The organism is Bacillus cereus G9842, assembly GCF_000021305.1.
Taxonomy (GTDB): Bacteria; Bacillota; Bacilli; order Bacillales; family Bacillaceae_G; genus Bacillus_A; species Bacillus_A thuringiensis_S.
On the sequence record NC_011772.1, the window covers coordinates 1,877,974 to 1,903,735 of the forward strand.

The window sequence follows — 25,762 nt, forward strand, 5'->3', positions numbered from 1 at the left end:
GTACCAAAAACTCGCTAAAAACTAGCGAGTTTTTATTTTTTAAAAGTTTTTTTCGAATTTGGTTTCCGTTTTGAAATGTTCTATATATAATAACTTTTGTAAGAAGGATAAATACAAAATTTTACAATTCGGAGTGTGATTGAGATGAAAACACAGTACATGGTTAGAAAGCACAGAAAGATAATGCAAGAACAGTTTAAGAAAACAATAGAGACCTTCGATGGTATGTCTGGACAACCTTATTTTGGGAAAATGGGGGGAGCCGGAAAAAAGTGGGGTGAACTTCAGGCAATGCACTTGCTCATCTCCGCGGTAGATTCGGTAATAACATATTTGGACTATCAAGATGGTGATACAAAAACGCTTCTTCAATATAAAGAAGAATTAAATATGCAATATGATAAATTAGATGAATCCGCAAATATTTTGTTGGGTGAATTTATTGATCGGCGTGAACAGGAAAAAGAGATGAAAAAAAGAAATAAATTGATGACTAAATGAAGAGAAATATTCTAATAACTAATTTTATTTAATTAATTATATATATGGATTTAATAAAAAATGGAGGTTTTTGAAATGATTGAAAATATTTTATTAGACAGAAAACTAACAGAAGATGAAGAACATACATTGGCAATAATTCTTGGGTATGCGAGTAACTATCAGCAGCTTAGACGAAGATTACCGTTTGAGCAGTGGTTATTGAAGATAATAGATGTAATTAGTAAAGCAGAACACAAAACACGAGGTACAATTGATGTAGATAAATTTTATAGAGGGTGGGAAACTCTGCAACAGGACAGGCATAAAATAAAATTTGATTGGAATAGTGGTCATGTTGTGTTGAGACGATGATGTAAAAAGATAATCACAATTATAAAAAACCAAGCGGGATTAGTTCGCTTGGTTTTTTAATATCAAAGAATCATATTTAGGGAATCTTTATACATGTGGAAATATTGTATTGAAAAACTATCATCGTGTAAAAATGAGCAAAAACTTGTTCATTTATTCTAGACGTTTGTAAAAAATAAACAGAAAACTGTCCGTTTTTACACTGATAACTATATATACTAATAATAACTATATATACGATATTTAGCACAGAAAACTTGTCAGTTTTCGTGCTAGTGTCTTTTAACATATTGTAATTGGAGTGGACGATAAAAAATTATAAATTCAAATGAAAAATATTAATTTTTTTGGTTTACAAATCTGCTTCTAGAACACATATATTATGTAGGGTATTACTAAATAGTAAAAATATATGGGGGGTATGGAATTGAAAAATACTTATATAGTTTATAATTTGAATCTCATGGAACATGTTATTAGAAAAGGTTATGGACTTATTGGAATTTCTCCAAATAAACATTGTGGGGGGAAATTTGTATTTTTCTTTAACGACAAAGATGGTCGTATTAAATATGTAGTGAATCAATACAAAAATCAAAAAGTTTAAACATTATAAAATCCAATCAAATTTAAAATCAAAGGGGAACATTAATGATGGGGAAATTTATAAGACTACCAAAATCAATTGTATCGACAAAAGAGAAATTAGCGATGTCAGCTTTGTTCATGTGTGCGAAAAATGATGATGAAACAATTACATCGGTTGCAGTGTTAGAAGCGAATTTAACAGGACTGGCGAAACCGAATAGAAAAACACAAGATGATTTGTTTGAAGGTTTAAAAGCTTTAAATGAAAAAGGCATGGTTAAAATTGAGAATATGCCGAGTAAAGTAAATGATCTTTTCAAGGTTATTATTACTGTTGAAGAGGAAACGTTCACGATAGTGTATTATAAAGAAATTCAAACAATTATGAGCGGAAATTATAAAGGAGCAGTGAACCGAGAATTGTTTGCTTATTATACGGAGTTAGCTTCATTTTATAACAATATGAAGAAAATTGCTTATCCATCAATTGAACAACTTGAAACGGTTACAGGGCTGACAAATAAAACAATAATTAACTATAACAATAAATTAAAAGAGTTAAATATAATTCATATTGAAAATAATGGGCTCATTAAAACAGAAAGTGGTATACAAAGTTTAAGAAATACTTATTCTCGTAAAGAACATGCTAATTTATGCAAGGAAGAATCTGAAAAATATAAAAAAAGTATCGTTGATAGGGGCGGACAAGTTCTTCATAAAAAAGACAAAAATAAAGATGCTCGCAAAATGGAATTAATTAAAGGTGAAAACAAACAGGAACAGTTATTAGATAAGCAAATCGTGTATGTTCAAAGAGATGAACAAGGAGTTCCGATTATTGCATATAGGTATAATAATAATGTTAAAGAAGATATGTTTGTATATGCTAAACGCTCTAATATGGATATGCAGGAATACTTAGAATCAATTCAGACATACCATGGGGCAATCATTAAATATATTCTATGTAATCAAACCGCATAGGTTGTAAGTCAAGACTATCAAAAGATGATAGTTTTTATTTTGTTTAAAATCAATAAAACTATTAGTATTATGGTTTACAAACTGCTTATTTGTGGACATATATAATGTAGGGTATTACTAAATAGTGAAATATAAATATTAGGAGTGATAATTATGGAAAAATATATGACTGCAAAACAAAAAGAGGTATTGTTCAAAAAACAACGCATTTTTGAACTGAAAAATTTAAGTTATACTCATCAACAAGTTTGGTTCAAGTTAAATGAGGAATTAAAAGAGCTTAATATTAAACCTGTTTCAATTAGTTACATTTATAAATATTGGAATGAAATGAAAAGGGAATATGGAATTAGTTAAATAGGTGCGATCATAAAAATGATGGCACTTATTTAATTTAATGAGGAGTGTTGTGAAATGAAAAGTGATGGGGTTATAGAAAATGCTAGAAATGTGGTTATGATTATGTGTTTATGGCTGTGGTTATTTGTTTAAAGAGGGATGGTTGCATGGAAATTAAAAATGGAAGAATTTATTTATATGATTCAAGGTACTATTTGAATTTAGGTTCGTTTGGTATTGAACCGATTACAAGGTTCGAGTATCCAAGAGAAACAATATATGTTTATGAATATAGCAAAGCGACAATTAAATTACTAGAAGAAATGATGGAGGGCTCGTTAGATTAACGGGCTCTTTTATTTTGTACAAAGAGATAAAAGGAGATCAATAAAATGCTAAAAAACGTGATGAGAGATATTAAAAAGGAATTGAGTTATGAAAGAAATACTGAAAAAAGAATGGATGAAGTATCAAGAATTACAAAGAAATATAATCTTAATGACTATTTTCATATATTCAATGCAAAGAAGGTAACAAGTGATAGTAAAACATCAACTACAATTAATGAAATATTAGATTTTCTTGCGGGATACATTCTTGAAAGTGAAAATCTTACAACAAAGAAAAATGAATATAATATCTTAGATGAAAAAAGAATGAAGGATGTTGGAATGAATGAACAAGGTCTTCCATCATATTCAAATGACACTGAAGAAACCACTGCTGAATTTGAATTGACAAGTGCTCTGATTAATAAGGAGCGACTATTAAAATATGAAGATAATATATATCAATTGTTAACAGGTGATTATAAATTAATTAATGGTGATGCGGTGTTGGAAGATTTATGGTGTTATCAAACAATACAAAATGAAGATGCTAGAGGACTCATAGAAGGAATTTATAATACGATACAATATTATTTATTGGAAATTCATACACCATGTTCTAAGAAAAAAATGATGATTAATAGAAAAAGGATAAAGGAATTATTGTATGGCGACATTGGAAGTATTGTCCGCTCTTATACCAAATTTGAAACAGTACAAAAAAGAACAGGTGAAAGAGCCAATAAAAAATATGTAACTGAATCTAGTGAAGATATTGTAACAAATAAACATCAACAAATTTTTAAATGGCTCGTGGCTGATAAAAGTGCTATTACAAATCCAAATGAAATTACTCCGATCATAGATTTAGAACAAGCTATTGAAAAGAATATTGAAAGTGGTTTGTTAGATGAAAAAGATGTTGAACTGATTAATTTGTTAAAGAATCATTACAAAGGTGATTTAGTGGAATGCTTAAAAGTAAGTGGAAAACGTACAACATACCGTTATCGTCTTGAACGTTTGATAAATAAATTTGAAAAAATTTGCTGATTTTTTGACCAGAAGGGAGAGATTTCTCCAATATATTATGTAATGGTAAATACGAACTTTCTCAGGACTCTAATGTTGAAGCCATAGTGTCTAATTCATCTAAAAGACCATTACATTTTTAATTATTATCGGTATAGTTTTGCAAATTCACGAATGCTACTTATCTATTTCATTGATAAGTAGCAATACATAATTCATTTTCATACTCTCGGATGAATTTATTAGCAATTTTGTTGGCACTACTTGACGCTCTCCTTACGCTCCATTATCCATTTGTGTTAGTGGAGCAATCTTTTTATTACTAATACATAATGAATCATAACAAATAGATTGGTGGTGTAATGTTATTGATTATTGATGAAGTACTCAATACAACAAATAAACGATTGGCTCAAATAGATGAAATATTATTAATGAATACTAATAGTACATTAAAGTTAATTGATATGCAGATAAAATTGCTCAATGATGTTGAGGAACAGACAGAGGATAAACAATTACTCGAACAAATAAACAAACAGATAGAACGGTTAAAGAATAATAGAGTGTTGTTGGTGTTGGTTACTAAATATATCGTGAAGAATGAATTAAGTGTTCAAGAAAAACGTGTGATAACAGATATTTTTAAGAGAGATTAAGAATTAGATGCCCCGTATTAGTCCAGAAAAAATGAGAGTAGTCCTTAGAATAACTTAGCCACACAAACGTTCAGAGAGCTTATCTTTTGGGCTAGTAGTTTAGAGAAGAGTTCTTAAGAAGGAGGTTCAAAATGTCAAGAAAACATATTCCAATCCATCTCCGACAAGGGAATAAATCAGGATTAACGCAAGAAAAAAAGCAACAGGTACAAGAACAAGAACTTGCTATGTCAAGGTGTAAAGAAGCTCTTGAAAATCCATCTGTATTATATGAAATGGACAATATTACAAGGAAATATTATTTCTTCATTTTACAATGGTTAAAAGATGCAGGTATGTACTCAATATTATCAAGTATAGATGTTATCTCTTTACATCAAATGGCGAAAGCATTAGCTATGGTTGATGAATGTGATAAAGAAATTAAGCAACTTGGTATGTTTATTAATACTGCGGTAGGTTCAACAAAGAAGCCAAATCCTGCATTAAATGAGCGTCGACAATCACTTAGAACATTTTACTCAATTGCAAGTGAATTTGGACTAACTCCAAGTAGTCGTGCTGCATTGGCTCAAAATGCTAATGAAACCATGTTTATTGAATCTATTAATTTAGATGGTATAGAAAACGGTGTCAATAATTTATGGGAATCAATAAGCAAGGAGGAGCACTAATATGAAAGTCTTGCTTGATTTTAGTAAAAGTGGAACTGAAATAGGAATAGATAATATGCAAATATGGTTAGTACTTGAAGGCGTTAATTATTTAATCCAAGGCGACAAACGTTTCTATAATGATAAAGAAGAATTAGAAAACAATGTGAAATATATTCGTGATTACCTTAACACTTATGGAAAGAATGCTTTATTTCAAAATAAGTGGACTAAACATGATGCTAAAAGATATTTAGCAACTCTATCAAAAATTTCTTAATAGGTGGTGAACTTCGACATAATATGGGACTACTTGATTATTTTAATAAGAAAAATGATACGGAAGAACGTTCTTTATATAGTGCGGATGGTTCTGCGTTAGCATTAACAATGTTATTGGGTGGAGGAATTATTAAAGCCGATCAATTAAAATCAATTCCAACTGCTAAAACATCGCTTGAATTAATATGTAATTCTATTGCTCAATTACCAATTTATTTGTATAAAGAGCAAAATGGTGAAGCAGTAAAAGTACCAAATGACAAGCGTGTAATGTTACTTAATAATGAACCAAACGGATTTGCAGATTCGGTTCAATTTAAACGTAAATTGGTTGAAGATTATATTCTTTATGGAAAGACGTTATCTTATGTAGAAAGAGCAGGAAATAAAGTGCTCCATTTACATGGATTAGATGCTGATAAAGTACAGTTTAAGTATTTAACAACAGATGGTGTTACTTGGAGTAAAATTGAAGTTCAATATATGGGTGCTGGTGGAGTAAAGATTTTACCATATGAAAATCTACTGTTAATTGAAAGTGGCTCTAATGGTGTTTTAAAGAGTGGTGAAAGAACATTACAATTAGCGTTGAATGAGGTTGAATTCTCTAAAAGTTTATTAGAAAACTTTGCACTTCCAACAGGTGTTATTGAAACTGCTAGTAAAATGTCTGAGACTGCTGTAAAACGACTGCGAAAAGGTTGGGAGTCATTATATGGAGGCGCAAGAAATGCTGGTAGAACAGTTATTCTTGAAGAAGGTTTAAAATATAAACCAATTTCATTAAAACCAGACGAACTTCAATTAACAGATTCAAAGAAAGTAACAACAAGTGAAATTGCAAGGTTGTTCAATGTTCCGGAATCTATGATTAACTCAAATTTAAATAAGTATAATAGTAACGCAGCTGAGAATTTACACTTCTTACAATATACTTTGTCACCGATCATTTCAGCGATTGAAAGTGCATTGGATAAGTCATTATTATTGGAAATTGAAAAAGAAGATGGTTACTATTTCCGTTTTGATGTTACAGAGATTCTTCGAGGAACGCCAAAAGAACAAACTGAAGCCATTGGACAAGCTCTTGAAAAAGGAATATTAAGTATTAATGAAGCTCGGGCGATGTTAGATAAGAATCCAATTCAGAAAGATTACTTTATGTGGTCGTTAGGTCATATATTGTATAATGCTGAAAAAGATGAGTTTACCGTACCGAATACAAGTACGGTTATAGGTGATAAAAAGTTATCTGAAAATAAAACTGAAAAATCAGATAAAATGGCAGGTGATACGAAAAATGAAAATGGAACTACGAGTTAATCAGACCAACATTGAAGCAAATGAAGATGGCTCAATGACTGTCAATGGCTATGTAAATAAGACTGAACAATTTAGTAAAATGTTGGGACGAAACGAACAGTTTAAAGAAAAGATTTCACGCGGTGTTTTTAAACGTGCAATTGAGAAGGCAAAAGAAATTCACTTTCTTGCTGAACATGATGGTGAAAAGATTTTATCTTCAACTAGAAACGGTTCTTTGGAATTGTCAGAAGATACAAATGGACTTTATATGTCTGCAACAATTACACCTACATCTTGGGGCAAAGATTATTATGAATTAATTAAGTCAGGAATTTTAAAGAACATGTCTTTCGGATTCCGCTCAATTAAAGATTCATGGAAAAAGACTACTCAAGGTTATTTTGAAAGGACAATCCATGAACTTGAATTATTTGAAGTTTCAGTTGTAAAAGACCCTGCATATTCTCAATCTTCAATTTCTGCTCGTGGAATTGATGTTGTTGAAGAGGTTGAAGTACCTGACGAGGTTAAGAAGAAAATAGTAAGAAATATTCAAGAAATGAGTCGCAAGGCTCTTATTGAATTGCGAAATGACTTGCTCGAACAATCACAAAGTTATGAAACTCGTGGTCTTACGGAAGAACGCGAATATGAGCAATTAAAATCTCAAATTCGAGATATTGAAATACAACTTAAAAAAATAGATAAGAAAGAGGTTAGAAATATGGTTGAATTATTAAGTCCAAACGATACAAATGTAGAACAACGTGGTTTTGAAGAATTTTTAAAAGGTCACTTATATTCTGAAGAAGTTCGTGCAATTACAACAGGTACGTCACCAGGACAACTAACAGTTCCAACTTCAATTTCCGATCAAATTATTAAGAAATTAGAAGAAGTAGCTCCATTATTTGCACTATCTAAACAGTTTCCAAGTGAACATGGTTATCTTGAAGTGTTAAAAGAAACAGGTATTGGTGGAGCTCAATGGCTAGGTGAAATGGAAAATGCAACTCCAGCAGATTTCACAATGTCAAAAGTAAAATTAGAACAAAAACGTTTAACGGCAGCTATTGAATTATCACAACAACTAATTAATGATGCTGGCTTTGATATTGTGAGTTATGCAATCAATGTTTTATCTCGACGTATTGCTTATTCAGTTAACCGAGCAATTGTTAATGGAAATGGCGTTGGACAAATGGAAGGTTTCTTAACTGCAACATTGGCTTCAGAATCAGTGATTAAAACAACTGCAAATACAGTTACTACTGATGATGTTTTAGGACTATTCAACTCTATGAATCCAGAACTAATCGAAGGTGCAGTGTTTGTTATGAACCGTAATACTTGGAATGCGGTTTCAAAGCTGAAAGATGCGGAAAACCGATACTATCTTGTAGATTTCAAAAATGGTAATGGTTCTAAATATTACACTATGCTTGGATTACCGGTAATGATTTCAGATGCCATGCCAGATATTGCAACAGAAAACAAAGCAATTGGTTTAATTAATATGGGTGAAGCATATGGAACTCTGATTAAGAAGGGAATTGAAGTGCAACATGTTTATGCTGATAGCGCTCAAGCACTTCGTGGTTCTCAATTAATCGTTGCTTCTATCTATCTTGATGGTAAAATTATCAATGAACAAGCAATTCGTTTATTGTCTATTGCTGCATAAAGTTAAAATTTCACTTACCGTATTGTAGATTATAAATAATGCGGTAAGTTCCCAACACTCCTTTATATTCGGTGGAGATACCATTTCTCTATCGAATGTACATAACAATAAAATGGAAATTTTATATATAACAAAAGGCATATCATTTGATATGCCTCATTTTTTTGTATTGAATTTTTTTATCATATTTATCTTCATATCTAAATGAATGAACAGACCCCCTAACTCTCCAATCAATACCTTCCCGTATACTTTTGTGAATCGAAGCAAATGGCAGTGTTGCACGTTGAACGTATTCTTTCATAAATCGAGCAGTAGCTTGGATAGAAGGGAAAGTTTGTTTATATTCACCATTTTCATACCATTTAATACGAATACCTACAGCACGTTTGTTTTTTACTTTTACACCCTCGACATTTTCAATTGTTTCTTTTGAATTAAAACTCTTCACAGTTATACCACCTTTAAATTTCATTATTTTCCATTAATGTTATATTAATCTAGTCATTTTTCTGCGTAAAGATTTATTAAAAAAAGTTAAAACTAATTTTTCGGTTTGGTTTCCACATTTAAATGAACTATATATAATAACTTCGAAATGCAAAATAAAGTATTTTTGAGCTCTTTAAATAGAGCATTTATATAGTTAGAAATTTATTGAGAGGGCAGGTTGATGTAATGTGAAGAATACAATTTTTGGCACTGTAAACGAACAAATTAAAGTAATGAGTCGAAAACATTTAGAAGATGGATTGACTGAAACCACTTTTAAGTATGGAAAACTTACTGTCATCGGGGTAAGTAATGAGCCATCAACAGAAGCTATTAAACGAATGGCCGAAAGTATGAATAGTATCGCTGAAAAATATATAAATGAAGAATTAGAACAAAATATTGCTTGATTAAAATAATTATTTTCTTCTAGACTATTTAAAAATATCCAGTATTTGTTAAAATTATTTATATATTACATGACAAAATGAGGTGTCATAACGTGAAACCAAATATTAAAGAAGTAGCTATTTATTTAAGAAAATCAAGAGATGAGTCTGATGGAAAAGAAGATGTTCTAGCAAAACATGAAAGTTTACTTTTAGAGTATGCAAAAAATCACAATCTTAAGTATAAGATTTATAAAGAAATTGGTAGTTCTGAATATATTGATTCAAGACCGAAGATGGTTCGTTTGTTAAGTGATGTTAGCCAAAAACTATATGATGCAGTTTTGGTTGTTGATTTAGACCGTTTATCACGTGGTGACCTCGAAGAGATGGGGCGTATTAGTAGAGTTTTTCGTGATTCTAAAACAATAGTAATAACACCAACTAAAACATATGATTTTAATAATGAAGACCAAGCACTTATTAATAACTTTGAAATGGTATTTGCCAACCATGAGTTTCGTATGATAAGAAAGAGAATGATTCGTGGTAAACAACAAGGTACGAAAGCAGGGAAATGGACAAATGGAAGACCGCCATTTCCATATGTTTATAATCGCTTAACAAAGGAACTTGATGTTGATCCAGACAAAGTGAAAGTTTACGAACTTATGAAAAAGATGTTTTTGGAAGACATGAAAGCAACATATGAAATTGCTTGGAAGTTGAATGAATTAGGATTTAAGACTAACAGGAACAGTTATTGGTATGAAAATACGGTTCGCAGGATATTAAAAAATGAAGTGCATTTAGGAAAAGTTGTATATGGAAAGACTTCCGGAAGTGGTTCAAAGAAAAAGCTGAATGCTAGTGGTGTTCAAATAAAAGATAGGTCTGAATGGATTATTGCTGAGGGTTCACATCAACCATTAAAAACAGAGGAAGAGCACCAACGTATATTAGCAATACTTGAATCAAGAAGATATACACCAAAGGGAACAAGAACAAATGTCCAAGTACTTTCAAAGTTGATATACTGTGGTAAATGCAATAGGGTAATGTCTTTTACGGGAAAGACTAGTGGTAAGAAATACGTAAAAACTTGTTTGACAACAGATCGTTTTGGATATCGTTGTCATAATAGGAGTCTTAATGTTGAAGTTATTTATGCTCAATTATTTTTGGATTTAGAGCGATATGAAAAACAGTTGCTTAGTCATGAACCAAAAGAAAAACAGGGTGATAGTTCAACACTTCAACTAGCTTTACAAAATAAACATGAAGAGTTAGAGCGATTAGAGAAAGGTATTGAACGTATCAAAGATTTGTTTATTGATGAAATAATTGATAAGTCGGAGATGAAAAAGCGAATTGAAAAACAACAACAATTGATGCAAACGAAGAAAGAGGAAATTCGGTCTATTGAACAATCACTTGCAGTTATAGGGAATGTAAGAACAGATGATGATAGATTACATGCAATTAGGGAATTTAAGAAGGCATGGAATACGAAAGGTATTAGCAAAAGGGAACTGAATACCCTTGCTAAACAATTGATTGATAGGGTTGAGTATATTCGTGAAGGTAATAATGTACAAATTAATATAAAGTTTCTTTAGCCTATACCAAATGGTATGGGTTTTATTTTTCTAGTTTAGGCTTGTTAAACCACAATGTTCATTCTCACCTTTTTCTTGTTCAACTAGAACCAACTTAGTTAAAAAGAATTTTATACTCTAACAATGTTATTAAATTGTATCTAATTTCAAATCCAAATAAAGAAAGCACCCAAATACGGATGCTTTCTTAACTATGGGCACTTACCTCCGCAATCAGCTAAACAGTCAAAAACACCATCCCCTTTACCGACACAACCCCTGAGACACCTTACACAATTTGGATATCTTCTTGTCTTGTCTTCTTTAAAATCGGCCATTTCCAACAAATTTAGAACTGCACGTTCGGCATTATCTAAAATGTCTAATACCAATGAAGCAAAGATGGTAGCCTCTTCTGTCTCTGGCTCTTTAAAAGTTATTTGTACTTTAGTGTACTCTCCTTGAGCCTCACAGTCGACAGTACCTAAATATACTATTTGATCTATAATATCTAGAGGGATTTTTCTCCAGTTGGTGTTGTCACATGTCGAACCTACTGTAACCATAAATTGATTTTCACTATCGATATTATTTAGCAAGCCAGTAAACTTTAATGGACGTCTCGAGCCTTCTTGGATATCTTGAGATGGATTTGAATCGCTGAATTCTTTATTTTTTAAAAGGTTTAAAAATTCTTGAGGTGAGTAAGCTGATTGATTTTCCATAATATCCTCCTTTATTTCATTATTAATATCTCGAATAAAGAAAAAATTTATACTAAATTATTTCAAAAATAATCTTTTACACAGCCTTAATTTGAATTATTTTCCAGTTACCTTTCATAAATGTAAGGTTTTTGTCATTTGAATCGATGGAAGGTATTTCCGTACTTTACTAATATAAAAACATAGTTAGTAGAAAGAAGGGCGGAGAAGTAATATGAACATTAGAGAACTCGCATATCGGAATGTAACGCGAAATAGACGGACATACTCAGCCTATTTTTTAAGTAGTGCATTTGCAATTATGGCCTTTTTTGTGTATTCATTTTTTGCGTTTCATCCGGCATTAAGTGCAGGAGAATTGGGGCAGTACGTATTCGTAAGTATGTCTTTTGCACAGTCTATTATTTACTTATTTACATTCTTCTTTATTTTATATTCGATGGGAATGTTTTTAAAAACGAGAAAGCGTGAGCTAGGAATTTTAATGATGCTAGGTATGACGAAATATCAATTAAAGCGTCTTATCTTTTTTGAAAATATTATGATTGGAATAGGGGCAATTATTTTTGGTATTCTTTCAGGTATGTTATTTTCAGGGGTATTACTATTTGTCGCCCCGATGATATTAAAACTAGATATCTCCTTATCCTATTACATACCGATGAAAGCAATTGTTGTAACGAGTATTATGTTTTTCATATTATTTATGATCATATCATTGTTTAGTGCAGGAATGATTCGTAAAAATAAAATTATGAAGTTGTTTAGAGGATCAGCAGAGGCAAAACCGGAACCGAAAGCATCAATCATTTCTTCAATATTAGCAGTAGTGTTGCTTAGTGCTGGCTATATAGGAGCTCTTCTATCGCATGGCGCAATGGTATTTATTATGATGATTCCTGTTACAACGGTAGTTACTATTGGGACGTATTTGTTGTACAAGCAGCTGAGTGTCTTTATTATTCGATTATGTAAAAAAAGTAAACGTTTCTATTGGACACAGACTAATATTATTACGTTATCAGATTTAGCGTATCGCATGAGAGATAACGCAAGAATGTTCTTTATTGTAACCATTATTTCTACTGTAGCATTTTCAGCAATAGGGACATTAGTTGGCTTCGCATCCATGACGAAAGGGATAATGGAGAGACCAATTGCGTTTCATTACCATTCTAAGCAAGGGAATAGTAACGAATCACAACATATACAAATGATTGACAAAGGATTAAAGAAACATAATATAGCAGCTTCAAAAACTAATATTTCGACAAAGAAAACGGAGGAACAGTCGTTAAGAAGCGCCACTTTTATAAAAGAATCAGACTATAAGGAATATGCAAAGTTAACAGGAGAACCATTTAATACTGTAGCAAATAAAGAGGTTGTATTTTTGTCAGCTAATATACCAGGGCCGGCGATGAAAGAAAGAAAAGAAATTACTTTACCCAATATGAATGAACATTTAAAGGTGAAAAAAGTTACTTCATCTTCATTGGGGAAAATATTAAGAGGAAATGTTTATGTAATCTCTAATAATCAATATGATTCATTACAAGATGGATTTATAGAGACAAAAGATTATATGTATAAAACTGAAAGAATGAAAGATGAGATTGAAATTGGTAAAGAGCTTACGCATCAAATTAAACCGCATCAAGAACATTCAACGTTTAGTGCGGAAGAGTACGAACAAAACCAAAGTTTACAAATTGCAGGACCGATTTTATTTGTAGGTTTCTTTATTGGTATAGTATTTTTCGTTTGCGCAGGAAGTTTCCTTTACTTCCGTTTATTCTCCGATTTGGAGGATGATGTTCGCTTGTTCGAAATGATTCGAAAAGTTGGATTGACGAGTGGGGAATTATCGAAGGTAGTTACAATTCGATTGGCGCTTTTATTCTTCGTTCCAATTGGTGTTGCAACATTACATGGGGCAGTAGCCTTAACGGCGTTAGGGCAAATGTTTGAGTACTCATTGTTTAAAGAAAATACAGTTGTATTAAGTATTTTCATAGGTATTCAAGTTGTATACTTCTTACTTATAAGATCCCGTTATGTAAAACAATTGAAAGAGAGATTACGTATGCATTAAATGTGTTTTTTTAACTCGAGTACAAAATTTTCTAAAAAGAGGCAAGTATTGTCAAAAAGTGATAAAATGGAAAAAGCGAGGTGGAAAAATTAATAGAGAGTAAGGGGGGAGAACTATGAAAGCAACAGGAGTTATTCGAAAAGTAGACGAATTAGGACGAATTGTTATCCCTAAAGAATTACGCGATGTATTGGGAATACAAATCAAATCACCGCTTGAAATTTTTGTAGAAGCAGATAAAATCATTTTGCAAAAATATCAACCTTACAATGCTTGCCAAATCACAGGTGATGTTTCAGAACAGAACATATCATTAGCAAATGGAAATATTACTGTTGGGATAGAGGGAGCGGAATATTTAGTAAAAGAAATAGAAAAGTTTTTAAACAAGAGTGAGGTTTAGTCTTAATTTATATTATTTTTCAAATTACATATCATTTTTTTAAAAGACTGTAAGAGGACCATTAATTGGTCCTCTTATTTTGGTTATTAGTTGAACGACACGGGCTGTTACTTCCTACAAATCATAGGGGAAATAAAAAAGTAGTATAGAGTTAGTTAATGATGTTGAGAAATATTTGAAAAGAAGGAAAACAAAAAGAATAAAACGAATGTTACATTTACAAGTATTCAAAAGTGGTCTGAAATGAAAATAATACATTTTCAGGAGGGATTACGATGAGTAGTACAGTGAATAAGCAAAAAGGTATACAATTGATTCCGTTTACCGTAAATAAGGTGGTAGAGCAAGTAAATGAAATTCCACCAGGTGTACAACTGATTCACGCTCCACAAGTATGGGAAAAGAGTGTGAAGGGGCAAGATGTAGTCGTTGCCGTATTAGATACAGGGTGTGATACCAATCATATAGATTTAAAGGATCGTATTATCGGCGGAAGAAATTTCACAAAAGATTATGAAGCTGATCCAAATGTGTATCTTGATAATAACGGACATGGTACTCATGTAGCGGGCACGATTGCTGCGACTGAAAATGGTGTCGGTGTATTGGGAGTTGCACCACTTGCTAAAATGTTAGTATTAAAAGTTTTAGCGGGAGATGGTTCTGGAAGTTATGAGCAAATTATTGAGGCAATTCATTATGCTGTAAATTGGAGAGGGCCGAATCAAGAGAAAGTGAGAATTATTTCAATGTCACTTGGTGGTCCGCAAGATGTTCCAGAATTACATGAAGCAATTCAAAATGCGGTAAATCAGGATGTTCTCGTTGTATGTGCTGCTGGAAATAATGGAGATTGCGATGATGAAACAGAGGAATTAGATTTCCCAGGTGCTTATTCTGAGGTAATTGAAGTTGGTGCTGTTAATTTAGAGCGGAAGATTACATGTTTTAGTAATTCAAATCAAGAAATTGATCTAGTAGCGCCAGGTGATGAAATATTATCTACGTATCCAGATGGGAAATATGCTGTGTTAAGTGGAACTTCCATGGCGACGCCGCATGTTGCTGGAGCGCTCGCCTTGCTCATTAAACAGTGTGAGAAAGAATATGGTCGAAAGTTATCGGAGCCAGAAATATATGCACAACTCATTAAAAGAACTGTACCTTTAGGGTACGAACGTACATCTGAAGGAAATGGATTAATAGATTTATTAAAAGAATAGCCATATTAAAAAACATCTCATATTCATATGAGATGTTTTTTAATATGGCTCTGTCGCATGTAATACAACTTGTAACAAACCTGGGAATCTAGCATTTAAATCTTCTTCACGAATTGAAATGAAACGTTGTGTTCCTTCAAGGCGCGTGTACATAACACCTGACTCACGTAAAACTTTGAAATGGTGAGATAAAGTTGATTTCGCAATAGGAATGTTTAAAGCGCCACAAGATTGTTCGTTTTTCTCTAGTAACATATTTACAATTTGTAAACGAATTTGATCGCTAAGTGCATATAAGACAGAAGAAAATTGAATTTCTTCTCGATTTGGATGATAGAGTGTACGCATATTTCACCTGCTTGTATAAGTTGAGATATTTGCACTATAACATATAAAGTGGTATATTTCTATTGTTCGAATATATTCGAACAATAGAAATATAGGGGGAGAAAAAATGAAGTATACAAAATTGCAAAAGGCAGGATTAAATATTTCAAAGTTGGGTTTAGGTACAAATGCAGTAGGGGGACATAATTTATATGCTGATGTGAATGAAGAAGAAGGAAAGCAATTAGTAGAAGAAGCTATTCAGCAAGGGATTACATTTTTTGATACAGCAGATTCATATGGTGTCGGTAGATCTGAGGAAATGGTAGGAGAAGTATTAAAGGGAAAACGCCATAAGCTTATACTTGCTACAAAAGGTGGAATTCAACCGTTATTAAATGGAGAAACTTATATTAACAATGAACCAAGTTATTTAAGAAATGCTGTGGAGAATAGCTTAAGAAGGTTACAGACTGATTATATTGATTTATATTATTTGCATTTTACAAATTCTGAAACAAGTTACATAGATTCAATCGGAGAGCTTACTCGTTTAAAAGAAGAAGGGAAAATTCGTTCAATTGGAATATCGAACGTAAACATAGAACAATTAAAAGAAGCGAACCAACATGGTCATATAGATGTTGTACAATCTCCGTACAATATGTTAGAACGTACGGCTGAGGAAGAACTGTTGCCGCATTGTATAGAAGCGGGTATTTCATTTATTCCATATGGGCCTCTTGCTTTTGGAATATTAGGCGGAAAATATACAGAAGATTTTAAATTGAACAAAGTCGATTGGCGCCAAAATGTAAATCTATTTGAAGAAAATACATATAAGAGTAATTTTAAGAAAGTGGAAAAGTTAAAAGGGCTAGCTAAAGAAAATCATATTGAAGTGTCTCATTTAGCGTTAGCATGGTTATTAAATAAAGAAGGAATTGATACAGTTATACCTGGTGGAAAGCGGGCAGAGCAAATAAGAGAAAGTGTGAAAGCGGTAGACGTTTCATTGAATAAAAGAGTCATGAAAGAAATCCAATCTATTTTAGAAGATTAGTGAAACAGAGGGATAGTACCCTCTGTTTATATAAGGAGAAGGTCTAAATGAATAGAGTACTAGCTGTATTTTTCACGATAATGTTTATGATCGGTACAGATACTTTCTTAATTTCACCACTGTTGCCGACATTACAACAGGTGTATCATGTTTCAACCGAGTTGTCAGGATGGATGGTGAGTTCGTATGCTTTAGGGTATGCTGGATTTGCGCTTATTGCTGGTCCTATATCAGATGGATTAAACAGAAAAAAAGTGATGGTACTAGGTATGAGTTTTTTTGCAATAAGTACGTTTTTGTGTGGAATTGCACCGAGTTTTTTATGGATGCTAACATTTAGATTTTTAGCAGGTGTAAGTGCAGCTTTTGTATCTCCACAAGTGTGGGCATCCATTCCGCTCCTTATAGAGAAAAAGCAAATTGTGAAAGCAATTGGGGTTGCAACAGCAGGGTTATCAATCTCTCAAATTTTAGGGCTGCCAATGGGAGCTTATTTAGCAACGATACATTATACGATGCCATTCTACTTCATTGGTATATTATCAGCACTACTTGTCATTCTTATTTATGTTGTATTACCAGAAATACAACCGGTTTATATAAGTGGAAATAAAAAATCTATCTTAAAGCGTTATAAACAATTACTTACAGATTCAAAGGTTTCACTTTCCTATTTTGCCTACTTTATTTTTCAAACCGGAAATTTTGCTGCATTTTCATTCTTTGGTGTATGGCTTTTCGTTCAATTTGGGTTACAGGTTCATGAAGTAGGTACGGCTATGCTTGTACTAGGATTAGGAAATTTAGCTGGTAATATTTTGGGCCCTAGACTCGTAAATAAAATTGGTTACAATTTTTCTTTCTATGGTGGAATTGTATTTACAGCAGTGTTATATGTAATACTCCCTTATTTAAAGAGTATTATATTTGTTGAATTATTTTTCTTTGTTTTATTTTTTGTGACAGGAATTTTGTTTGTATTAATGATGGGACACTTACAAAACATGTCTACTATAGCAAGAGGAACAGGTGCTGCTCTTGCAAATGTCTCGATGTACATTGGCCAAATGATTGGTGCGGCAATAGCAGGAATGTTATTTGCAACATCTCATAATTTTATATTAGTAGGTAGCTTTACTGCGTTATTATATGTTTTAGCTTTATTTCTGTTTAGAAAAAGTGAAAACATTAATAAAGATAATGAAAAAGGAATTGCATCATAAAGTTTTAGTAAATCAAAAAGCACTTTTTGGGTTAAGTCTAAAAGGTACTTTTCTTTTTGATTGCATAGTTGCTGCATTTTCATTATGTATACCTGCATCTTTAATAATTCGTTGTTCAGCTATATTATTGAAAAAGAATTGTAATAAAATTATGGGAAAATAAAAAATCCCTATGGTGATAGGGATTTATATATCGGCATATAGCTCCTCGGAAAAGGATATACCTAGTTTAACATATAGAAGTACTTATATTTGTGAAATAGATGTGAAAGTAATGTGAAAAATATTGTAACAAAAAGCACTGTTTTAGCTAATGTAACTAAAACAGTGCTTTTCTTTTTGATTGAACAGTTGCTGCATTTTCATCATGTATACCTGCATCTTTAATAATTCGTTGTTTTGCTTTATTTAATAGATGGTTCACTGCTTCACCAAAATAGTTAGCTTCGCTTTTTGTGCGGGCTTCTCGTAAACATTTATAGTTTTCTAGCAGTTCCTCTTTTTCGGAGTTTGTTAAGAAATCTTCTATTTTCTTTTTTGTCATACGAAACACCCTTTCTCCTGACAAACGACGCAATAGAAAATATTTATTTCTCATTATAACAATAATTTTAAAAGAAAGTATACACTAACGTCGCAATAATTTGTCAATTTCTTGAATCTTCTCATCAGCTTTCCCAATTTGCGTATTTTTAGCCTGTTCGCCACCAAGAGCTTGATGTAGTAAGAAAGTTTGACCGGAAATAGCAGTTACAATGGATACTTTTATAATTTCTTTTATTGCGGTGACATCGAATAAAACGAGTCCGAGAAGTGCGGCTAGGCTACCGGTAAAAATATCAGTTAAAAATCCAAAATGAAAAAATGTTTTCAAACGGCGTGGAAGCAATAACTTACCTTGGTTATTGATTAGATGGGAAACGAAGCCAGTAATGCCACCAACGAGAACAGCGGTTAGCCATTGATACATTTCCATCGAATCCACTCCTTTTAGTGAATAAGATTCGATTATTTTATATTGATTCCTTTTAATATTTCATATAAGCATATTGAGAAAGTTTGTTTGGGTATATTTTGTATTCAATTTAATTATAACAGAAAATTCCGATAGATTTCAGTCTATTATATGAATCATTTTTACAATAATATGAATGCAGAAAGGGGTGCGTGATATGAATATAGATTATCGAATAAGAAGTGTAGATGGTTATACAAAAAAATAGGGGAATTAGTAAGCATGCTTGAGCATACGAGAGCTGTAACATTAGGCGAAGTAAGAAATTTATCAGTTGAGCAATTAGATTTAATTATGCAGAGTAGCGGGAATTCAATTGGTGCCTTATTAAAACATATAGCAGCTATTGAAAAAGTTCATCAGCTTATTTCATTTCAAGATCGTGACTTTACAAAAGAAGAATTAGAAATATGGGAAGATGCACTGTATTTAGGGGAAGCGGGTAGAGCAATCCGTGGTCATGAAATACAGTATTATGTACAACTTCTACAAAGTGTTCGAGAAGAATCTCTGAAGTATTTAAGTGAACAAGGTGATGAGTGGCTCATGTCAGAAAGAAAGTGGCCTAACGGTGTAGTATATAACCAGCACTATCTTTGGTTTCATGTGCTAGAAGATGAAATTAGTCACTGAGGACAAATTAGAATGCTCAAAAACAAGTTATTTGAAAATTACGTTAAATGATGTAGCTTTTTATAGGAGAATTCCATATAATGAGAGTAATTAAAATAAGAACGGGGTGATGTGTTATGGCGAAAATAACTTATATGAATAATAAACCAAATACAAAGGTGGATGGAAAGGGCGAAACGATATAAGTGAGCGCACTATCCTTCCACTTAGCTAAAACTAGGGAGGATATCAATTTGAATCAAAATATTTTAGAATCGTATGGCTGGGATTCTTTTTTTGAGGAACAAGCTGTAGAGAAATTTGAAGTAGGTCGTATTTTACTTGAGCATAAGCATATATATCGCATTATTTGTAACGATGGTGAATATATGGCAGAACTGTCTGGGAAGTTTCGGCATGAAGCAGTAACGAAGGGAGATTATCCAGCTGTTGGTGATTGGGTGTATATAAAGAAAATAGAGAATGAAAAGAAAGCTATCATTCATAGTATTTTTCCGAGAAGAAGCTCTTTTTCTAGACAAGAGGCTGGTACTCGAACGGAAGAACAAGTAATAGCAGCGAATGTAGATTATCTATTTTTAGTGAATGCACTTAACCATGATTTTAATGTAAGAAGAATGGAACGTTATTTACTTTTAGCGTATGAAAGCGGTGCAATGCCTGTAATTGTTTTAACAAAGAGTAGTTTATGTGAGGACATGGAACAGAAAATTGTTGAAACGGAAGCTGTGGCAATTGGTGTTCCAATCTTCGTCGTTGATAGTTTAGAGCATACTGGTATTGAATCGTTGCAGCAATTTGTTTCTTCAGGGAAAACAATTGCTTTAGTCGGATCATCCGGTGTTGGGAAATCCACTTTGTTAAATGCACTTATAGGAATTGAAGTAGCAAAAACGGGAGATATTCGTGAGGAAGATAGTAAAGGAAGACATACGACAACTCATCGTGAATTGTTCCGATTACCGAGTGGTAGTTTAGTTATTGATACTCCCGGCATGAGGGAATTGCAACTTTGGGAAGGAAGCGAAGCGATTCAAACAACATTCTCTGATATTGAAAAACTCGCGACAACATGCCGTTTTCGTGATTGTAAGCATGAGAATGAACCAGGATGCGCGGTGCATAGTGCAATTGATAACGGACTTATTACGATAGATCGTTTGAAAAGCTATAAAAAATTACAAAGAGAACTGGCGTATTTTATGAGAAGACAAGATGCAATCCTTGCCAGAGCAGAGCGTGATAAGTGGAAAAAGCTTTCTAAACAACATAAAAAAATGTAAAAACCAAAGGGTGCCCTTTGGTTTTTTCTATTTGTAAATTTTATAATAATATTATTTATATATATAGACAAAGAGAAATTAATTGTTTAAACTTTACAAAGTATTCATCATAATAGGTTATGAAAATAATAATTAGGGATTGGGAAATATTAATAATTAACTCAATTTAACTTTTAAATTTGAAAATTAGGAGGTTCATAATGGGTAAACTATTAAATTTGTTTCGTGATATGAAAGTAGCAAAAAAGCTATTAATTTCATTCTTTGTAATTTTAATTGCGGCTGTGTCTATTATCGGAGGCATGTCTTATCAAACAGCCAAAAAGAATTTTGAATCACAAATTAAGAGTAGTGCCAACGACAATATAAAAATACTGGATAATTTAATCAATCAAATGATTGATGCAAAATTTAATGATGTGAATAATTTTGCACGGGTGATTCAGGGGAATATGTATCAAGGAGATAATCAGGATGAATTAAGAAAAATATTATCTCAATATATAAATTTAAATAAAGATGTTGAACAAGTATATGTTGCCGGAAATGATAAAAAATTTGTGCAAGAACCAAATATACAAATGGCAGCAGATTATGATCCAACAGCACGACCTTGGTATAAAGATGCAGTGGCAAAACAAGGTGGTATTGTTGTTACTGAGCCGTATAAGGCAAAAGGAAATGGACATATTGTCGTAACAATCGCAAAACAAACAGAAGATAAAAATGGGGTTGTTGCGCTAGATTTAAGTTTAGATAATTTATTAAAAACATCAAAGTTAATTAATATTGGTAAAAAAGGATATGCCTTCATTTTAGATGGAAAGCAAAAAATAATTGCTCATCCACAAGAAAAATCAGGAGAAAAAGCGGCTGATTCTTGGGCAAAGAAAATTTATGAAGATAATCACGGTGCTTTTTCATATTCTTATGGTGGTAGTGAAAAGAATATGGTATTTGCTACAAATGTAAAAACAGGTTGGAAAATTGGTGGGACTATGTACTCAAGTGAAGTAATTGAAGCTGCTCAACCTGTATTTTATAATATGTTAATTGTTATGCTTATCTCATTAGTAATAGGTGGAGCACTTATTTATTTTGTAACACTTTCAATTACGAAGCCTTTAAAGAGATTAGTTGTTACCTCTAAAGAAATAAGTGAAGGGGATTTAACGCAAACAATTGAAATTCATTCTAATGATGAAATCGGCCAACTTGCTAAAGGCTTTAATGAGATGACGAATTCGTTACGGACGTTAATCGGAAGAATTAACGATTCAGCTGGGCATGTTGCAGCGGCATCAGAAGAGCTAACTGCAAGTGTAAGGCAAGCAAGTGAAGCGACTGAGCAAATTACAATCGCAATGGATGAAATATCAAGTGGGGCAACGACGCAAACAACAAGCGTAGAAAATGGTGCTATGTTGCTATTTGATGTAACGGAAGGAATTCAGCATGTAGCAAATAGTTCATCATCTATTAATACGGCTTCCGCACATACTCGTGAAAAAGCAGAAGATGGTGGGAAACTAGTAGGAAGAACAGTAAACCAGATGCAGTCTATTGCAGAATCTGTGTCACAATCAGATGCAGTTATACAATTACTAAATAATAAATCAAAACAAATTGGTGATATTTTAGAAGTAATTCAAAATATTGCAGATCAAACAAACCTTCTAGCTCTAAATGCGGCGATTGAAGCTGCAAGAGCCGGTGAGCATGGAAGAGGTTTTGCGATTGTTGCAGATGAAGTACGTAAATTGGCAGAGCAGTCTAGCGTATCTTCTAGTGAAATTAGTAAATTAATATGTGAAATACAAGATGATATGGGTAAGACAGTCAAATCTATGAATCATGTAAATGAGGAAGTTCAATCTGGACTTGTTATCGCAAATGAAACGAAGCAAAACTTTGCTGAAATTTTACAATCTACAAATGAAATAGCTAATCAAATTAAGACGATGGTTGAAACGGCTAATGGAATGTCAAAAGGGGCAAATGAAGTATCTATTTCGGTAGGACAAATTGCAATGACAGCACAAAATAATGCAACAAGCACACAAAATGTTGCGGCTTCAGCTGAAGAACAGCTAGCTTCGATGGAGGAAATTGGATCCGCAGCGGGCACGTTATCTCAAATGGCTGAAGAGTTACAAGGACTAATTGACAGATTTAAAGTTTAACAGAGAACAGGCTGTCCCTAAAATAGAAGTATGTATTGGGAGAGTCTGTTTTATTATGTAAATTTAAATGTGGGATGTAGAGTTCTCTCATGACGTTTAAAATGGTATTTTGCATAATATTTGTCGAAAAATAGAGGTATTTGTTAGCTTTGTGTATAATTGTTAACCTATAGAATACAAATAAAAGGAGAGTATTATGGGAGTGTACTGGGGGACAAAAAGACATTCTTGGCTTAGTTACGTTTCATTTTGGCTAAGTATTTCATTTTTTATTGTTTTTCTAATTGAAGTGTTTATATTAAAAACACTTTCGAATAGCTCGGTGCAAATTGTTAAATATTTTTATTTTATACTTGTGCCAGTAAATATTTTTCTTAGTTTAAAGTTACTATTTAAGAAGAATGAAAAGAAAGCGTTACCTATTTTTAGTTTCATTGTCTCATTATTATTCGCAATTTTAATAATCGTATTAGTTTTAGCAGCTATAGGGAAGTTCTTTTAAGGGGAGTGGTATAAGTCACTCTCCTTTTTTATTTGTGTTAGTCTTACTATATGTAAAAGTGTGAATGCTGTAAGCTAATAAAAGCGGACAGTAGAGAATATTTGCATTGATTAAAGTCTGATGTTATTTGAACTTGTAAGAGAGTATGGAGTAATGAGGTAATATACATAATAATGGAGATAGAATTAGTTGTTTTATAAGTATGTATGAAGCAAATGAATACGGTAAGAACGGTGATATATGGTACAATAGCTATGGATAGTGATAGAGATAAAGGGTATATAAAATACTCATCGTTTTTAGTAAGAGAGGGGTTATCTTATGCTATACGAGGATTTGGAGACATTATTTCAAACAGCTCCGAAAGAAGATAGAGGCGGATGGAAATATATAATCCAAGAACAAAATGATACATATAAAATTGTTGGTGAAATTCTGAAAAATCAAATGAGTGTCGAATTGTATTTTAATGAATACGATGAGGTGAAAATCACTTTATATAAAGATGGAATTCCCATTACGACTATGCAAAGAATTGCGATTTCAAAAGTTGAATTAGACGAAGATGAAGAGGGTATTCAATTTGTTTTAGAGCGCATGCCTAGTCGAATGATTCGGTTGCAATTAAAGCCATATTTAGCATTAGAAATGGGGCCGTACTGGGAAGTATGTGATGATTGTGAATGAACATAAAAAAGCATCCAATAACATGGATGCTTTTTTATGTTTTTTGAAGTTGTTTAAATGCAATGATTGGAAGTATAACAATACTTACCCATCCGATGATAGGATATAGAATGTGAAGTAAGTCACTGTAACCGATGTAACTAAAGCAATAACTAATTAGTAAAATAAAGAAAATAATATTGTTATTTTTCCACCCAGTAATAGATTGCATCTGTTTTGTCATTCCGAACACATTACCAACTAAAGTTGTGAAAACTTCACCGAAAATAATGAGAACGAAGAAGAAGTGAAAAGTTGCATTAAATCTTCTTATGACTTCAGCCATTGGGATGTTATATTGATAAAATTGATCGACTGATAAGATTGCTAAATGGCTGCATAATAAAATTAAAGAAAGTCCAGCACCCCCTAAAATCCCACCCCAAAAAATGGCTTTTCGATCCTTAACTTCACTGGCTAATGGGACGAGAACACTTTGGGCGAGAGAAAGATTTAAGGCGACATATGTAATAGGGCTAGTAATCCATTTCATATTCCAACTCTCTGCAGGAATAGTGTTATTAATGGAAGGTGTACCGTGAAAAAAGGTTGTAATAGCAAGTCCGATAATAAAAATCATCATAATAGGTACGACAAGTGTATTTACTTCAAAAACACCTTGTAATCCGCGGCTACTTATAATGAGACAAGCGATAACTGTAATGAGAATACCGAGTTGTCTTGGTAAGCGAAGTTGCTCTTCAAATACTGCACCAGCCCCTGATAACATAACGCTCGTTACGCCGAATAAAACGAGTAATAATAATGTGTTTACAACATTCCCAAATACATCCCCAAATAAATATTTGTTAAATTCTTGCGCTGAAAATGCCCCAATTTGCGATGAAAGTAACATCATCTTTGTGCCGAGCCAAATAAAAAAAAATCCACTTACACATATGCCAATTGTCCCATATAATCCATTCACTGTGAAAAATTCAACAATTTCTCGTCCAGTAGCAAATCCAGCTCCAACGACAGTTCCGATATAAGTAGCAGCTACTTTCTTTGCTACTTGCCATTGTTGATTGTCCATGTTATCCCTCTTTCTACTATGATGAGCTTGATGTACTATTATGCATATGTATGAGCTTGGACAATTAGACGTATGAAGTGTTTGAAAAAATACATGAATTAAATGATATTAGGGAAGTATTAAAGGTGTTAAA

General features: G+C 32.5%; 29 protein-coding genes and 2 pseudogenes. 25 read left to right on the plus strand and 6 right to left on the minus strand.

Annotation, left to right across the window (positions count from 1 at the left end):
- Positions 1-144: 144 nt before the first annotated feature.
- From BCG9842_RS09445 to BCG9842_RS09500, 12 genes are all read left to right on the plus strand, one after another.
- Positions 145-501, plus strand: coding sequence for a hypothetical protein (locus tag BCG9842_RS09445; RefSeq protein WP_000857127.1), 357 nt, complete (start codon positions 145-147; stop codon positions 499-501).
- Positions 502-576: 75 nt separating this feature from the next.
- Positions 577-855, plus strand: coding sequence for a hypothetical protein (locus BCG9842_RS09450; protein WP_000572022.1), 279 nt, complete (start codon positions 577-579; stop codon positions 853-855).
- 427 nt (positions 856-1,282) lie between these two features.
- Positions 1,283-1,462 carry a hypothetical protein gene (locus BCG9842_RS09455; protein ID WP_000799768.1) on the plus strand — a complete coding sequence of 60 codons (180 nt, stop codon included), beginning with the start codon at positions 1,283-1,285 and terminating at the stop codon, positions 1,460-1,462.
- A gap of 47 nt (positions 1,463-1,509) precedes the next feature.
- Positions 1,510-2,430: a hypothetical protein gene (locus BCG9842_RS09460; RefSeq protein WP_000514416.1), complete on the plus strand. Its 921-nt coding sequence runs from the start codon at positions 1,510-1,512 to the stop codon at positions 2,428-2,430.
- Positions 2,431-2,583: 153 nt separating this feature from the next.
- Complete coding sequence (locus BCG9842_RS09465) at positions 2,584-2,787, plus strand: hypothetical protein (RefSeq protein WP_000417509.1); 204 nt, start codon at positions 2,584-2,586, stop codon at positions 2,785-2,787.
- 149 nt (positions 2,788-2,936) lie between these two features.
- Positions 2,937-3,116 carry a hypothetical protein gene (locus BCG9842_RS09470; protein WP_000403602.1) on the plus strand — a complete coding sequence of 60 codons (180 nt, stop codon included), beginning with the start codon at positions 2,937-2,939 and terminating at the stop codon, positions 3,114-3,116.
- A gap of 45 nt (positions 3,117-3,161) precedes the next feature.
- Positions 3,162-4,151, plus strand: a complete 990-nt coding sequence (locus BCG9842_RS09475) for a hypothetical protein (RefSeq protein ID WP_000917085.1) — start codon at positions 3,162-3,164, stop codon at positions 4,149-4,151.
- 341 nt (positions 4,152-4,492) lie between these two features.
- The gene (locus tag BCG9842_RS09480; RefSeq protein WP_000924433.1) at positions 4,493-4,789 is read left to right on the plus strand and encodes a hypothetical protein; all 297 of its coding nucleotides are present in this window, start codon (positions 4,493-4,495) and stop codon (positions 4,787-4,789) included.
- 131 nt (positions 4,790-4,920) lie between these two features.
- Positions 4,921-5,463 carry a P27 family phage terminase small subunit gene (locus BCG9842_RS09485; protein ID WP_000087513.1) on the plus strand — a complete coding sequence of 181 codons (543 nt, stop codon included), beginning with the start codon at positions 4,921-4,923 and terminating at the stop codon, positions 5,461-5,463.
- Between the two features lies 1 nt (position 5,464).
- Positions 5,465-5,722, plus strand: coding sequence for a hypothetical protein (locus BCG9842_RS09490; RefSeq protein ID WP_000866230.1), 258 nt, complete (start codon positions 5,465-5,467; stop codon positions 5,720-5,722).
- A 23-nt stretch (positions 5,723-5,745) separates the two neighbouring features.
- Positions 5,746-7,047: a phage portal protein gene (locus BCG9842_RS09495; protein WP_000523694.1), complete on the plus strand. Its 1,302-nt coding sequence runs from the start codon at positions 5,746-5,748 to the stop codon at positions 7,045-7,047.
- Positions 7,025-8,713: a phage major capsid protein gene (locus BCG9842_RS09500; RefSeq protein ID WP_000781514.1), complete on the plus strand. Its 1,689-nt coding sequence runs from the start codon at positions 7,025-7,027 to the stop codon at positions 8,711-8,713. The genes BCG9842_RS09495 and BCG9842_RS09500 overlap by 23 nt, the downstream gene beginning before the upstream one ends.
- 142 nt (positions 8,714-8,855) lie before the next feature.
- Here the strand turns inward: BCG9842_RS09500 and BCG9842_RS09505 are convergent, their stop codons facing one another.
- The gene (locus BCG9842_RS09505; RefSeq protein WP_000834720.1) at positions 8,856-9,164 is read right to left on the minus strand and encodes a hypothetical protein; all 309 of its coding nucleotides are present in this window, start codon (positions 9,162-9,164) and stop codon (positions 8,856-8,858) included.
- Positions 9,165-9,393: 229 nt separating this feature from the next.
- On the opposite strand from BCG9842_RS09505, the gene BCG9842_RS09510 reads away from it, so the two are divergent.
- Together BCG9842_RS09510 and BCG9842_RS09515 are read left to right on the plus strand one after the other, a co-directional pair.
- On the plus strand, positions 9,394-9,615 hold the full coding sequence (locus BCG9842_RS09510; RefSeq protein ID WP_000799108.1) for a hypothetical protein: 222 nt from the start codon (positions 9,394-9,396) through the stop codon (positions 9,613-9,615).
- 92 nt (positions 9,616-9,707) lie between these two features.
- Complete coding sequence (locus tag BCG9842_RS09515; protein ID WP_000804004.1) at positions 9,708-11,213, plus strand: recombinase family protein; 1,506 nt, start codon at positions 9,708-9,710, stop codon at positions 11,211-11,213.
- A gap of 191 nt (positions 11,214-11,404) precedes the next feature.
- On the opposite strand, the gene BCG9842_RS09520 is transcribed toward BCG9842_RS09515, so the two are convergent.
- A complete protein-coding gene (locus BCG9842_RS09520; protein WP_000431420.1) occupies positions 11,405-11,917 on the minus strand; it encodes a hypothetical protein in 513 nt (170 codons plus the stop codon).
- 214 nt (positions 11,918-12,131) lie between these two features.
- Between BCG9842_RS09520 and BCG9842_RS09525 the strand changes: the two genes are divergently transcribed.
- From BCG9842_RS09525 to BCG9842_RS09535, 3 genes are all read left to right on the plus strand, one after another.
- The gene (locus BCG9842_RS09525) at positions 12,132-14,012 is read left to right on the plus strand and encodes an ABC transporter permease (RefSeq protein ID WP_001025994.1); all 1,881 of its coding nucleotides are present in this window, start codon (positions 12,132-12,134) and stop codon (positions 14,010-14,012) included.
- 115 nt (positions 14,013-14,127) lie between these two features.
- Positions 14,128-14,415, plus strand: coding sequence for an AbrB/MazE/SpoVT family DNA-binding domain-containing protein (locus BCG9842_RS09530; RefSeq protein ID WP_000648324.1), 288 nt, complete (start codon positions 14,128-14,130; stop codon positions 14,413-14,415).
- Between the two features lie 275 nt (positions 14,416-14,690).
- Positions 14,691-15,638 (plus strand): serine protease, encoded by a 948-nt coding sequence (locus tag BCG9842_RS09535; protein ID WP_000099758.1) that lies wholly within the window; start codon positions 14,691-14,693, stop codon positions 15,636-15,638.
- A gap of 39 nt (positions 15,639-15,677) precedes the next feature.
- Here the strand turns inward: BCG9842_RS09535 and BCG9842_RS09540 are convergent, their stop codons facing one another.
- Complete coding sequence (locus BCG9842_RS09540; protein WP_001259903.1) at positions 15,678-15,986, minus strand: ArsR/SmtB family transcription factor; 309 nt, start codon at positions 15,984-15,986, stop codon at positions 15,678-15,680.
- 106 nt (positions 15,987-16,092) lie between these two features.
- On the opposite strand from BCG9842_RS09540, the gene BCG9842_RS09545 reads away from it, so the two are divergent.
- Together BCG9842_RS09545 and BCG9842_RS09550 are read left to right on the plus strand one after the other, a co-directional pair.
- Complete coding sequence (locus BCG9842_RS09545; RefSeq protein WP_000877949.1) at positions 16,093-17,028, plus strand: aldo/keto reductase; 936 nt, start codon at positions 16,093-16,095, stop codon at positions 17,026-17,028.
- Between the two features lie 47 nt (positions 17,029-17,075).
- Positions 17,076-18,251, plus strand: coding sequence for an MFS transporter (locus BCG9842_RS09550; protein ID WP_001082501.1), 1,176 nt, complete (start codon positions 17,076-17,078; stop codon positions 18,249-18,251).
- Between the two features lie 319 nt (positions 18,252-18,570).
- Here BCG9842_RS09550 and BCG9842_RS09555 read toward each other — a convergent pair whose 3' ends face one another.
- Entirely contained in the window at positions 18,571-18,795 is a 225-nt protein-coding gene (locus BCG9842_RS09555) for a hypothetical protein (protein ID WP_000162602.1), read from the minus strand.
- Between the two features lie 84 nt (positions 18,796-18,879).
- A complete protein-coding gene (locus BCG9842_RS09560; RefSeq protein WP_000426317.1) occupies positions 18,880-19,227 on the minus strand; it encodes a DUF4257 domain-containing protein in 348 nt (115 codons plus the stop codon).
- A gap of 196 nt (positions 19,228-19,423) precedes the next feature.
- Between BCG9842_RS09560 and BCG9842_RS09565 the strand changes: the two are divergent.
- From BCG9842_RS09565 to BCG9842_RS09585, 6 genes and pseudogenes are all read left to right on the plus strand, one after another.
- Positions 19,424-19,899, plus strand: a pseudogene (locus BCG9842_RS09565) (mycothiol transferase).
- A gap of 233 nt (positions 19,900-20,132) precedes the next feature.
- The gene (gene rsgA, locus BCG9842_RS09570) at positions 20,133-21,182 is read left to right on the plus strand and encodes a ribosome small subunit-dependent GTPase A (protein WP_001073085.1); all 1,050 of its coding nucleotides are present in this window, start codon (positions 20,133-20,135) and stop codon (positions 21,180-21,182) included.
- A gap of 302 nt (positions 21,183-21,484) precedes the next feature.
- Positions 21,485-22,423, plus strand: a pseudogene (locus BCG9842_RS32005) (HAMP domain-containing protein); the annotation flags it as partial.
- 123 nt (positions 22,424-22,546) lie between these two features.
- Positions 22,547-23,365, plus strand: a complete 819-nt coding sequence (locus tag BCG9842_RS32010) for a methyl-accepting chemotaxis protein (RefSeq protein WP_406741423.1) — start codon at positions 22,547-22,549, stop codon at positions 23,363-23,365.
- A 196-nt stretch (positions 23,366-23,561) separates the two neighbouring features.
- The gene (locus tag BCG9842_RS09580; protein WP_000539571.1) at positions 23,562-23,867 is read left to right on the plus strand and encodes a hypothetical protein; all 306 of its coding nucleotides are present in this window, start codon (positions 23,562-23,564) and stop codon (positions 23,865-23,867) included.
- Between the two features lie 321 nt (positions 23,868-24,188).
- On the plus strand, positions 24,189-24,554 hold the full coding sequence (locus BCG9842_RS09585) for a DUF3979 family protein (RefSeq protein WP_000965066.1): 366 nt from the start codon (positions 24,189-24,191) through the stop codon (positions 24,552-24,554).
- Between the two features lie 34 nt (positions 24,555-24,588).
- Here the strand turns inward: BCG9842_RS09585 and BCG9842_RS09590 are convergent, their stop codons facing one another.
- Positions 24,589-25,629, minus strand: a complete 1,041-nt coding sequence (locus BCG9842_RS09590) for a YkvI family membrane protein (protein WP_000370209.1) — start codon at positions 25,627-25,629, stop codon at positions 24,589-24,591.
- Positions 25,630-25,762 lie beyond the last annotated feature (133 nt).